Annotated in this window: 11 protein-coding genes, 1 tRNA gene and 1 pseudogene; 3 read left to right on the top strand and 10 right to left on the bottom strand. The window is 53.0% G+C overall.

From position 1 onward, the window contains the following. Positions 1 to 8: 8 nt before the first annotated feature. From FHS81_RS18765 to FHS81_RS15615, 3 genes are all read right to left on the bottom strand, one after another. Entirely contained in the window at positions 9 to 425 is a 417-nt protein-coding gene (locus FHS81_RS18765; RefSeq protein ID WP_210281764.1) for an ester cyclase, read from the bottom strand. Continuing rightward, on the bottom strand, positions 422 to 1,009 hold the full coding sequence (locus FHS81_RS18760; RefSeq protein WP_210281763.1) for a flavin reductase family protein: 588 nt from the start codon (positions 1,007 to 1,009) through the stop codon (positions 422 to 424). Before FHS81_RS18760 ends, FHS81_RS18765 begins: the two co-directional genes overlap by 4 nt. 660 nt (positions 1,010 to 1,669) lie before the next feature. Beyond that, positions 1,670 to 3,109, bottom strand: a complete 1,440-nt coding sequence (locus tag FHS81_RS15615; protein ID WP_210281761.1) for an LLM class flavin-dependent oxidoreductase — start codon at positions 3,107 to 3,109, stop codon at positions 1,670 to 1,672. A gap of 423 nt (positions 3,110 to 3,532) precedes the next feature. On the opposite strand from FHS81_RS15615, the gene FHS81_RS15610 reads away from it, so the two are divergent. Continuing rightward, on the top strand, positions 3,533 to 4,393 hold the full coding sequence (locus tag FHS81_RS15610; RefSeq protein ID WP_183754525.1) for an HpcH/HpaI aldolase family protein: 861 nt from the start codon (positions 3,533 to 3,535) through the stop codon (positions 4,391 to 4,393). A 298-nt stretch (positions 4,394 to 4,691) separates the two neighbouring features. On the opposite strand, the gene FHS81_RS15605 is transcribed toward FHS81_RS15610, so the two are convergent. From FHS81_RS15605 to FHS81_RS19040, 6 genes and pseudogenes are all read right to left on the bottom strand, one after another. Next, the gene (locus FHS81_RS15605) at positions 4,692 to 5,792 is read right to left on the bottom strand and encodes an enolase C-terminal domain-like protein (RefSeq protein ID WP_183754524.1); all 1,101 of its coding nucleotides are present in this window, start codon (positions 5,790 to 5,792) and stop codon (positions 4,692 to 4,694) included. A gap of 24 nt (positions 5,793 to 5,816) precedes the next feature. Beyond that, complete coding sequence (locus tag FHS81_RS15600; RefSeq protein ID WP_183754523.1) at positions 5,817 to 6,359, bottom strand: TetR family transcriptional regulator; 543 nt, start codon at positions 6,357 to 6,359, stop codon at positions 5,817 to 5,819. A 325-nt stretch (positions 6,360 to 6,684) separates the two neighbouring features. Then, the gene (ribB, locus tag FHS81_RS15595) at positions 6,685 to 7,830 is read right to left on the bottom strand and encodes a 3,4-dihydroxy-2-butanone-4-phosphate synthase (RefSeq protein WP_183754522.1); all 1,146 of its coding nucleotides are present in this window, start codon (positions 7,828 to 7,830) and stop codon (positions 6,685 to 6,687) included. A 3-nt stretch (positions 7,831 to 7,833) separates the two neighbouring features. Then, a complete protein-coding gene (locus tag FHS81_RS15590; protein WP_183754521.1) occupies positions 7,834 to 8,133 on the bottom strand; it encodes a hypothetical protein in 300 nt (99 codons plus the stop codon). Between the two features lie 300 nt (positions 8,134 to 8,433). After that, positions 8,434 to 9,264, bottom strand: a complete 831-nt coding sequence (locus FHS81_RS15585; RefSeq protein WP_343052520.1) for an IclR family transcriptional regulator — start codon at positions 9,262 to 9,264, stop codon at positions 8,434 to 8,436. Positions 9,265 to 9,371: 107 nt separating this feature from the next. Next, positions 9,372 to 9,509 (bottom strand): annotated as a pseudogene (locus FHS81_RS19040) (IS630 family transposase); the annotation flags it as partial. A gap of 92 nt (positions 9,510 to 9,601) precedes the next feature. On the opposite strand from FHS81_RS19040, the gene FHS81_RS15580 reads away from it, so the two are divergent. Together FHS81_RS15580 and FHS81_RS15575 are read left to right on the top strand one after the other, a co-directional pair. Then, positions 9,602 to 10,953 (top strand): IS3 family transposase gene (locus FHS81_RS15580; RefSeq protein WP_183754520.1). Its coding sequence is split into 2 segments (ribosomal slippage): positions 9,602 to 9,938 and positions 9,938 to 10,953, totalling 1,353 coding nucleotides; the frame shifts between segments, so codons are not numbered across the junction. A 236-nt stretch (positions 10,954 to 11,189) separates the two neighbouring features. Beyond that, the gene (locus FHS81_RS15575; RefSeq protein WP_183754519.1) at positions 11,190 to 11,414 is read left to right on the top strand and encodes a hypothetical protein; all 225 of its coding nucleotides are present in this window, start codon (positions 11,190 to 11,192) and stop codon (positions 11,412 to 11,414) included. 367 nt (positions 11,415 to 11,781) lie between these two features. On the opposite strand, the gene FHS81_RS15570 is transcribed toward FHS81_RS15575, so the two are convergent. Next, a tRNA-Met gene (locus tag FHS81_RS15570) sits at positions 11,782 to 11,858 on the bottom strand. Positions 11,859 to 11,876: the final 18 nt, after the last annotated feature.

Raw genomic sequence — 11,876 nt, 5'->3', positions numbered from 1 at the left:
GCAGCTCCTTATCTTTTATTCCCGAGGTGCACGATCTTCATGGAGGCCAGAAGATCTCGCGGATCCCATACGGTACTTTCTTCAAGAATTTGACCGTTGGCATGCCGGATGAAGGCGGCTCCTCTTACAACGACCTTGCGACCGGTCGGCGGCACGCCCATGAATTCACCGGTGTGGATGCCTGTGCTCTCCCAGAGGATTGCGATCGCCTCGCTATCCTCAAGAGCTTGCAAAATTTCGACTTTAAAATCGGAAAAGGCTCTGTGCGAGGATTTGATCTGCTCGATTACGTCCTCGATGCCCTCCTCACCCGTCTTGGAATGCCGGACATAGCCGTCCGCGACAATATCCTGAAATGCTTGGGTATCGCCTTCGCCCCAGGCGCGCTTCCAGGCAATCCCAACTTTTTCCAGCATTGAACTCATGCCTGTACATCCTCCGCAATGGGTTTAGGTGCAGGAGCGGGCTCGTCCCATTCCAAGAACTCGCCAAACCTTCCGCCCCGGAAAGCAAGAGCGTCACCACTACCAATCTCCATTCCGGTTATATTTGAGACGATGATGTAGTGATCGCCAGCAACGATCTCATAAAGAACCTTGCAGTCCAGCCATGCCGTGGATCCAGGTAAGCGCGGATTGCCATAGGGGCCGGACGCGTATTCAAGGCCTTCAAACTTGTCGACGCCACGGCGCGACAAAGCGCGGCATACGGGTAACTGTTCAACGGACAGAATATTCGCCGTAAAGCTCTCAAGAGTACGAATAGTGGGCCAGGTACTCGACCCCTTATCTACGGAAAACGCAGCAAGCGGGGGATCAATCGATAGAGACTGAAAAGTACCGACAACGAAGCCAACGGGCTTTCCCTCAGAAGAAATTCCGGTGATCGCCGCAACCGCCGTGGGAATAAGGCCAAAAACCTTTCGGTAGTCATTAGCGGAAACGGAACCGTCCTCGGCGAATGGAACCTTTGTCATTACAGCACTAACCCTCTTTATAATGTCAGTCATGACAGGAGTTCATCTGACGACGTTATTACGGCACTGCGTGCCCGGATGCTTATCGGGAAGTCAGAATTTGCCTTCTCTGAGCGGCCTCTCGCGCAAGGTTTTGACTATGGATGCAGTTCAAACGGAGCCGCACTTCTGTAACTGCCGCGCGACAAATGCAATGGAAGCAGTATCTCTCAACAAATATTCTCAATGGAACAGACGCGAGCCAATCAATCCGGCCGGTTCCCGCAATCGAGTAAAGGGCAACCTCTCGAAAAACAGGCTGAATACCAGACCTGAAGACGCGGCAGGATCGACAGCCATAAGGCGCACAAAGCCGCCTTCAGCTAGCCTTATGGAAGCTGGCTCCAGCACAGTCAGCCGCAAAATCAGATGTGAATCGCTTCATATGCCTGATCATCCTTGGGTTTCCCTTTTATTATCGTTCATTTTTTGAACGTTTTGTTCATTTATATGATATTTTATAAGTGCGTATTTGATCGGTGTCAATAGGATTAAGTGCCATTCATAACGGCTGTAGCTCGATTATGAATGCAAAGAGCATTAAGGGAATCGAGATTATTCTCCGCCCTAAACGAATGAAGTCTATGAGATAATTCCATCCCTTCAATGTAACTGAAGGGATGGATGGCTCTCATCACTATGCTGAAACGTAGCTTACGTACTCTTTTTAGCGCGGAAAGCTGCGGAAGGATGTGTATCGAGGGTGCGCTTATGGCCCGGATAGAGCTTTTCACGCAGCGTAGTCGGTTCCGCATCTGCCACGCGTGCTGGAGATACAATCCCCTGTGCCCGCAACTCCGGAAGCGCCAGTTCGATAAATTCCTTCCAGCTGCCCGGCTTGGTCGTATAGCTGAGATTGATGCCGTTCACCCCAGCTTCATCGCGCCAACGTTTCAACTCGGCCGCAACGGTTGTCGGCGAGCCGACAATTGTCGCCCCCGTGCCACCGATCGTCAGAAATTCGGCGATCTGCCGTGGTGTCCACTCGCGGTCAGGGTCGGATTTTGAGAACATATCGACAAGTGATTGACTGGCCTTTGTTTGAACAGAGCGAAGCGGAATGTCCACATCGTACTGTGACATATCAATGCCTGCCCATCCGCTGAAGCGCGACAGCACAGCTTCGACCGTCGCGTTCTTAAGGTAATGCTGATACTTCGCTTCCGCTTCTTCATCAGTGGGGGCAACAATAACTGTAACGAGAGCAACCACGTGCACGTCATGCGGGTCACGACCTGCATCAGCTGCAGCTTTACGTATGCCGTCAACGCTGCGCTTGACCTGGGCAAGTGTATTTGTGTTGATGAATACTGCTTCCGCATGCTTGGCGCCGAACGCTATGCCACTGGCGGAAGAACCGGCCTGAAACAACACTGGCGTGCGCTGCGGTGATGGCTCGCAAAGATGAATTCCGGGGACGGTGAAGTTCTTCCCACTATGTCCTATCGCGTGAACTTTATCGGGATCGACATAGATCGATTTTTCCACATCGCGAACGACAGCGTCGTCCTCAAACGACCCTTCCCATAACTTGTAAACGACATCCATATATTCATCGGCGACGGCATATCGCTCAGCTGGGGCAAGTTGCTCGACCTTCCCCATGTTACGAGCAGCTGACTCAGAATAAGACGTCACAATATTCCAACCCACACGACCATCAGTCAGATGATCAAGCGTGCTGAACCTGCGCGCCAACATATAGGGCAATTCGTAGGTCAGTGAGCAGGTCACGCCAAAAGCAAGATGCTTGGTGACCGCAGCCATTCCACTAATGAGCAAGAGAGGGTCATTGATCGGGCACTGCGCCGCATCGCGTAATGCACCCGCAACAGATGCCGCGTACACGTCATGATAGCCGACGTTATCAGCGAAGAATATACCGTCGAAGCTAGCTTCCTCCAGCATGCGGGCGACACCGGTCCAGTATCGAAGGTCGGTATAGCGGTATCCCTGATCTCCCGGCTCTTTCCAGGATCCCGAAGTAAGATGGGTTGGCGCGAACACGTCGAAAGCGAACAAACTCAATGGCTTATTGGACATAGCCTCATTTTCCTCCGCTAATTTTCTATTATGTTGAACTTGAGCGTTCATAGAACTTATACGTTCATTTTTTGGACGTTATGTTCACTATCTATGTGTTTTTCGTGATTGTCAAGGCTATCAGCTGGCGCCGATGGCTCCGTTAGTATTTTTGGCCTGTGCGGCCAAGATGCGGTTTCAATCACCAGCGCCATGATCGCTTCGAACCTCGGCGTCAAATGCTATTCGTTTAAAACCATCGCTCTTGTATGGGATTGCTAGGTGGCGTGATATCGCACAATTATATTCACCAATATCAAAGTCTTATCATTTGGCCACGCTAAATGCGGACCAAACTGTTTTCCATTGACGCTCAGGAATGATAGATTCATAAATTGGTCATTGCATCCAATATATGAACGAATCGGTGCAGCCAAACTCATAAGAGTTGAGCCCTCCTGAGACGAAGATTCATCCGTCTTCCAAGGTGCTTTTTTGCGCTGGGCTCATGCAGCAGCCGATAAAAAACCAACAGCCTCCTTTTCAGAGGAAAACAGCATGAAAATACACGGCCAAAGTGAACGGGACAGTGGATTGAGGACACCCCGGCTGAACCTGGGAGACGGCAACCTGCATCTTGGTGCATGGTCCTGTTTTCGCGATCCGCTGGTGATTGATATTCTGGCTGCAGAAGCATTTGACTGGATCTGCATTGATGCCCAGCACGGCGGGCCTGAAGCTTCTGAAATTCAGGCATTGGTGGAAGCTGCTCACCTCTTCTCGGTACCCACAATGGTCCGCGTGCCGGGGCATGAAACAGGCATCGCTGGACGTGCGATCGACGCTGGAGCAGGTGCAATCGTATTTCCCACTGTCGAGGATGCGGAAACGGCTCGCAGACTGATTGCGGGATGCCGTTTCCCACCGCGTGGGAAGCGAAGCTATAGCCCGACACGCCGCAGCCCCCGATATCCAAAACCGATCCCGGGCAACCCGGAAGACGATCCGTTGTGCATTCTGATGATAGAAACAGCCCAAGGATTGGAAAATCTTGACGATATACTCGCAACCCGGCCGGACGCGATCCTCGTTGGTCCTTACGATCTGGCGCTGGGGCTGGGTGTCAGTCTGGCAGAACTAACGCGGGGAGAGCCAGATGGTACACTGGCCAAGATCGCACGCCGCTGCAACGAGGCCGGCGTCGTACCTGGCATCTATGCCGGGGAAGTGACACTTGCCGGACGGATGGCGGCCATCGGCTACCGCTTCATGCCTATAGCTGCGGACATAGGGCTGCTGGGTATCGCCGCCCACGATTCCGTAGAAGCGGCCCGAAAGCTGTTTGGCGGAAACTGATTTCTTCTGTCGCGGCCAATTATCATACCCGGCGCATGCGCGTCGGGTTTTTCGGAGCCATTATGGAGCCGCTTTTGATCATTCTGGATCATGTTCATATGATCTGATGCAGTTAAGGCGCTCCATGGACTGAACGATTTTGAGGGATGTGCCAACGGTGCGCGCCCTCGACCGTCTGAGGAATCAGACCACGTGCAGAGCAGATTGCGTTCAAGCCGACGGATCGACTTGAACGCAACTTATAGTAAAATATAGAATTTAGGGCGCTCGGCCTGTTTCCATCAGAGTATTCGGTGCTCTAAAAGCTGGCGACAGGTGATCCAAATTGTTCCCGATCAATCGTCAGGCCTAATCCCGGCCCTTTTGGAAGGGCGATATGACCGCTTTCGATACGCACGCCGGTCTTGTCGTAATGTCCCTCTATATAAGGCGCAGCAATCCAGGCTCCTTCGTTCAAATCTGGCCTGATCGTTGCGCCTAAATGAACGCATGCAGCAGCAATCACATCGCCGCCCCAAGCATCGTCGCTGGTATGCGGCAAGTTTCTTGCGGCGCAAATGTCGCGGAATGTTCGCATCTGCAATAGACCGCCAATTCTGGTAACCTTCATGCCGAACCCATCGACAAGGCCTGTCCCAGCCGCGGTGATCACTGTGCTTAGATTGACGCCGTTTTCATCCATGTAAATTGGATGCTGGATCAGCCTGCGAATGCTAATCAGCTCTTCTATGCTGTTGCAGGGCTGCTCAAGGACAAATGGAATGTCGACGCATACGCGAGTGAGATGCAAAACGTCCCGCGTGTTCCAGCCGCGATTGCCGTCGGCCGCAAGTCGCATGCCGGAGCCTCGGATAACTTCCCAAACTTTGCGTAACGTCGCGATATCGGCATCGACACTGCGCCCGCCAAGCTTGACTTGCAGACGGGGATACCCTTCCTCCATCCGCTCCTTGGCGATGCGAGCGATTTCGTCCGGATCTCCTACGCCGGTGGAGTAATACGTCGGCACACGCTCTACAGCACCGCCGCCCAGAAGCTCCGCGACACGAATACCAAGCTTTTTACCGATCAGATCGTGGGCAGCAATATCGACCGCCGCCTTGGCATAGTGATGCCCATTAAGCAGAGAATCCATGCGCCGGTGAAGCGCAACGGGCCATAAATCGGCGCCAACCAAGCCGGGCGCCATCTCGATCAACGCGGCACGCGCACCCGTGGCGTGCGCTTCTGCATAAGTTGGACCAACCGGGCAAGTCTCTCCCCAGCCTTCTGTCCCATCTTCGGCGACGAGCCTGACGAGCGTTGTATCCAATGAATACACTGTACCACTCGACATGACACGCGGTGGATTCTTTACCGGAAGCTCATGGGCGTAAATCTCTATTTTCTTAATTTTCACTTTGCTTCTCTCCCAGATAAAATCTTATTCGATCTTCTCCGCTAACAGCGCCGCCCTGGCTGCGAGCAGTGCTGCCTGCGTAATCTTCTCTCGGTCTTGAAGTCTTGATGCCTGGGTCATACCTTCATGAAGAAGAAACAACGTATCGGCGATAAGCCGGGTATCACGGTCTGACGCTACCTTTTCCAAGCGAAGTTTGAATTCGTCAGCCAGCATTTTTTTATGAGACTTTACAGTCGCCGCGATTATTTCGCTGTCTGGATATTCAGCAAGCGCATTCATGAAAAGGCACCCGGTATTCGCAACTTCGGCGAGCCAATCGCTTAACCGCACAAGCGGGTGAAGAATGTGCTCGACGCCGGTCTGAGGACCGCCGGCAAGCCAGTCAAAATATCGCCGGTGGCGATACTCGAGAGCTCCAACAATCATCGCCTCTCGGCTTGGGAAATACTTATAGAGTGTACGAAAAGAAACATCAGCCCGCGTTCGAAGTGCATCGACGCCTTGTTCAGCAAATCCGTACGCAGCAAAACTGCGCTCCAGTTCGCACGCTATCTTGTCTTTCACTTCAAGCACCTCTTAGGTAGAATGATCTCTCTACCGCGTCAAGAAAAAAGTAGAGAGATCATTCTACCCGATTGGCCACGTGAATGAAGGGACGTGCTGATTATATTTCGGGGCTCATGCGACAGCCGACATCCGGCACATTCAAGCGCCCTCCTCCCTAATCTATGGAGTCGGAAAATCCTCGTGGCCATGCGGCACAGCCTTCCGTCGGGTGGGAAAATAGCCGGTTGTCAGGCCAAAAGTGTCACGAAAAGAAAGATAGATGCAGGTGTGCACGCTGGCGGAACCTGAACGTGATCGCGATTTGGGCCAAGCTGCTATTTGGTCAGATGGGAGACGGCGGAAGCGACACCGGGCGCTCGGCAATCACTGACAAACCATAGCCTGACAATGCAACCGGCGCATGATGAGAGTTGGTAAGCAAGACCATCTGCTCCACCCCCAACTCCGTGAGGATCATCGCACCAACGCCGTAATCACGCAGCTCTTCCATGTCATTTTCTGACAACGCACCGGCATGAACCTTCAATGCCACCGTGAAACGATCACTACGCATGTCGCTGATAGCAATGATGACGCCGCAGCCCTCCTCGCCTATGATGCGCATCGACTCTTCAAGCATACCCGCACCGCGCCCATCTCCTCCAAAAATGTCGCGAAATGCGGAAATGGCGTGCATGCGCACGAGGGTCGGTCGAGCAGGATCAATTCTACCCTTTACCAGCGCAATCTGCTCGGTTCCGGTCGCGCGGTTCAGGAAAGTTATCGCGCGCCACTCGCCACCCCAGCGACTGGTAAAAACCGCTTCAGCCCTCCGCTCTACCAAGTGGTCATACCGGCGGCGATAAGCGATAAGGTCGCGAATAGTCCCGATTTTAAGGTTGTGGCGCTGGGCAAAAGCGATCAGATCATCCAACCGTGCCATCGTTCCATCGTCGTTCATAATCTCGCAGATCACGCCGGCCGGATTGAGCCCCGCAAGCCGTGACACATCGACAGCCGCTTCGGTATGTCCGGCACGCACAAGGACGCCCCCATCTCGGGCGATCAGCGGAAAGACATGGCCGGGACTGACAATCTCTTCCGGGCCGTTGGCTGTATCGATGGCGACGGAAATCGTCCTTGCCCTGTCCGCAGCCGAGATGCCTGTAGACACTCCGGCACGCGCCTCAATCGAAGCGGTAAAGGCAGTCTCGTGACGAGTTCCGTTCTTCTTGACCATTGGCGATAGGCCAAGGGTATCCACCCGCGCCTTGGTCATGGCCAGACAGATGAGCCCTCGCCCATGGGTCGCCATGAAGTTAATCTTTTCCGGGGTTGCCATCTGGGCCGGAATGATTAGATCGCCCTCATTCTCGCGGTCCTCATCATCCACCAGAATAAACATACGGCCATTTCGGGCTTCTTCAATAATCTCTTCAATGCTGGAGAGAGCGTCAGGCCTTGAAGCGGCAACTCTAAGCGCAACCATGACTCAATCCTTCTCAACGCATTGCAAGCCGAATTTGGGCCGGTCAGTCGATGGTATCGATACAGAGATATTGGTTTGCTTGTGTCTATCAATGCGGCTTCCCAGCAAGACTGCATCAGCGGCTGCAAGCAAAATATTACATTGAATCAATTTTTGCTGGAGAATATCAACCACTTGCACTTGACTGACATCTTTTTCATCGATGATGCTTTGGATTGCATTCCCGCGTGTAAGCCACGGAAAAACCGCATGCCGATCCGCGGACAAGTCTCCTCGCAAGGACAGCCCTAACCCAAATCCCATGAAGCTCCCCATTGATCGTTCACATATCGAACTTATTGTTCATTATGAGATCACAAATAATGGTTCTTTGTGAAACTGTCAATGGTGGACATGCGGCGTGTGTGCCATCTGGGAGAAGGCTCAGCGATAACGAACGTCACACGGCAGCTAGATTGCGGAATGCGTATAATAGATTGATACAATCCATATCGACAAGAACATCGGCTAATGTCAAATGCATTAAAATCACATCATTCTCGTTTATGATGTATTATATTTTGCCCATCAATAAATATACAGAATAAATATCATCCCAAACAGCTACTTCGTCGACAGAGCCTGGACAATGGCATGACTACCGGCTGACAACTCGCGCGCTATATCCCCGGCAGGGCGCTGGCGCATTCTCTCGGACGGGCCGGATACAGAGAGAATTCCAATTATATTATCGCGCCTGTCCCGCACAGGAACGGCGAGAGAGAATAGACTTTCTTCAAGCTCATCATCAATAATAGCGTATCCAAGTTTGCGGATTTCATGAATATTTTGCAGAAACTTATCGTGATCAACAATTGTTGCACTGGCGTATCGCGTCAGCTTCTTAGGTAGACGGGATATGATCTCTTTATCCGTGAGGTTTGAGAGCGCTATTTTACTGGTTGCAGTGGCATGTAGAGGGAAATCCGTGCCGAGATAACCTTGCACGGTTACCATGCGCGACGCATGAGCCTCTGCAATCAGATCGAACTCGCCGTCTCCATTATAAACGGCGTAGCCGATCATCTCATTAAAGGTGTCGGCCAACTGGCGCAGAGCGGGTTGGACACGGGCAATGATACCCCCATGCGGGTCAGCCAGTCGCCCAAGTCTCGCGACTTTCCAGCCCAATGTGTACTTATTCTCCTCCCTCTCGACAAAGCCCGTCTGTTCAAGGCTGAGGAGCAGTCGAAAGACTGTCGGCCTAGACATACGCACAATCTTGGCCAACTCTGTAACACTGATACCAGTGGGATGGCGGCCAAGTTCATTAAGAATGGTCACCGCCTTGATGACCGATTTGTTTATAAGATCGGCAGGCTGAGCGTCATTATTCTCCGACTGATCGTCGATAGTTTCGTCGATGGCATCAGTGTCTTTATCGCTAATCTTCACGCCCAAACCTTTTTTCCATTGCGGCGTGCATATTAGGGAATTCTTCCTTCTGACTCAAGCGCCCCACATACTCGTCTGCGCCCGCCAGTTTTTCTGGCCACTTGAATCTAAAGTTCTCGGCACAGGTTCTGCTGTGCTCGCTGGTAGAATCGTTTGATGGAGGCCAGGATTTCTTCGGCGGATTTAACCCATCAGTAGGGTTTTGGGTTATCGTTGTGCGCGTCGATGAAGGCGGCGATGTTGGCCCCTGTTCGACATCAGCGCCCATGAGACAGAATTGGTTTAATTGAGAAGAGAAGATTTTCGGCTCATCGTAGCTCCCTCAAAGGAAGCGAAGATGAGACAGAAAACCGGGCCGCAGACATCGGCGGCCGACAAGACGATCAAGGATATCCGCCGCGCCACGCGCAAGCACCATTCGTCGGAGGAGAAAATCCGCATCGTTCTGGAAGGCTTGCGTGGCGAGGACAGCATCGCTGCGATCTGCCGCCGGGAAGGGATCGCCGAGAGCCTTTATTATAGCTGGTCAAAGGAATTTCTCGAAGCAGGTAAGAAGCGGCTTGCTGGCGACACGGCCCGCCCGGCGATCAGTGACGAGGTCAAGGCGCTGCGCCGTGAAAGCCGCGACCTGAAAAAGACGCTGGCCGACCTCACCCTGGAAAACCGCCTGCTCAAAAAAAGCATGATCGGGGATGGGGGCGACGACGAATGAGATACCCCGCCGCTGAGAAACTTGAGATCATCCGGCTTGTGGAGCAGTCGCATCTGTCGGCCCGGCAAATCCTCGACAAGCTGGGCATTCCAAGGCCGACGTTCTATCGCTGGTATGATCGCTTCCTGACCCATGGCGTCGAGGGGCTGGAAGACCGGCCGTCCGCGCCATCACGGGTGTGGAACCGCATCCCCGACGATATCAGGGATCGGATCATCACCATGGCGCTGGATCATGCCGATCTTTTGCCGTGCGAACTGGCGATGAGGTTCACCGATACGGAAAGCTATTTCGTATCAGAGGCTTCTGTCTATCGCTTGCTCAAGGCCCATGACCTGATCACGTTGCCCGCCTATATCGTCATCAAGGCTAATGACGAGTTCAAGGACAAGACCACGAGGCCGAACGAGATGTGGCAGACCGATTTCACCTATCTGAAGGTCATCGGATGGGGATGGTTCTACCTGTCGACCATTCTCGATGATTACTCCCGCTACATCATCGCCTGGAAGCTGTGCACCAGCATGAAGGTGGACGATGTCACTGACACGCTCGACCTGGCGCTGGCAGCCTCATGCTGCGACAATGTCAAGGTCGAACACCGGCCGCGCCTGCTGTCCGACAACGGTCCATGTTACGTCGCTTCCGATCTCGGTGAATGGCTGGAGAAATACAAGATCGATCACGTCCACGGCGCTCCCCGCCATCCACAAACGCAGGGGAAGATCGAACGCTGGCATCAGACGCTGAAGAATCGCATCCTCTTGGAAAACTACTTCTTTCAGGAAGATCTCGAAGCCCAGATTGCAGCATTCGTCGAGCATTACAATCATCGCCGATACCACGAGAGCCTCGACAATCTCACCCCGGCCGACGTCTACTTCGGGCGTGGTCAGACCATTCTGCTCGAACGCGAAAGGGGCAAACGAGACACGATCAAACAGCGCCGCTTGAACCACCAAGCCAAAGCGGCTTAAATAAACACGCAAACCGAGCCGGAAACTCCAGTCTTCCAGAGCCCAAAAAGTCTCAAATCATTCGACGACGGACACGGCTACCCTCTGACGGGTATTCTCACATCGAGCGGCAACTTCACGCAAGGCAGCGTGACGGCGCTTGTCAGTTTGGGGGACGACACCCGTATGCTTCAGATTTCTGCACCAGTTCAACCCTGAATAGCGGCGGGCCACTGCTTGATGATGCCGGTAATGTCGTGGGTGTGGTAGTTTCAAAGCTGAATGCCCTGAAAGTTGCAGCGGCTACAGATGATCTGGCGCAAAATGTAAACTTCGCCATCAAAGCAAGTGTCGTACAGGGCTTCCTGGAAGCCCAAGGCATTCAGCTTAAAATCGGCGCCCCCGGTGCCACGACGCTCAAACCGCCAGACATTGCGGACCGGGCGAAATCATTTTCAGCCTTGGTCGTATGCGAGCAGTAGGTCAGCCGCCGGAGAGGCTGTGCCCTCCTCTTGTTGTGTATGGCGTGTCGATTACAACCCGTATGCTGATGCCGGCGCGGTCGCAATCGCGTCGCGCCGGGCAAAGGTGATGATCGCTCCTGCTCATGAGGAGGCCGTAAATCAAGTCATCCTGACAGCTCATACGAGGAACGTTTTATGATTATTTGTTCTGTTTCATGTGCTGTGCGTGTGCCACGGAGGAATTTGTACGGAATGGTACGGTTTGGGGGATTATTTGTAAGTGGCTGGTACTGAACGAAGAATTTTGGATTTGGTGGCAATGGGTTTATAAACGCAAAAACCCGCCTGTGGGGCGGGTTAAACGTTTGACATTATTGCATATTTTTGGTTGCGGGGGCAGGATTTGAACCTGCGGCCTTCAGGTTATGAGCCTGACGAGCTACCGGGCTGCTCCACCCCGCGTTATTATGTTGGGTGGTT

The organism is Pseudochelatococcus contaminans, from assembly GCF_014195635.1.
Classification (GTDB): Bacteria; Pseudomonadota; Alphaproteobacteria; order Rhizobiales; family Beijerinckiaceae; genus Pseudochelatococcus; species Pseudochelatococcus contaminans.
Note: the sequence above shows the minus strand (reverse complement) of the source record. Positions and strands in the feature narration are given on the sequence as shown.

Excerpts from the sequence above, each read along its gene's own strand:
- FHS81_RS15615 (WP_210281761.1), bottom strand. The coding sequence starts at position 3,109 with ATGAACGCTCAAGTTCAACATAATAGAAAATTAGCGGAGGAAAATGAG.
- ribB (WP_183754522.1), bottom strand. The coding sequence starts at position 7,830 with ATGGTTGCGCTTAGAGTTGCCGCTTCAAGGCCTGACGCTCTCTCCAGC.
- FHS81_RS15590 (WP_183754521.1), bottom strand. The coding sequence starts at position 8,133 with ATGGGATTTGGGTTAGGGCTGTCCTTGCGAGGAGACTTGTCCGCGGAT.
- FHS81_RS18765 (WP_210281764.1), bottom strand. The coding sequence starts at position 425 with ATGAGTTCAATGCTGGAAAAAGTTGGGATTGCCTGGAAGCGCGCCTGG.
- FHS81_RS18760 (WP_210281763.1), bottom strand. The coding sequence starts at position 1,009 with ATGACTGACATTATAAAGAGGGTTAGTGCTGTAATGACAAAGGTTCCA.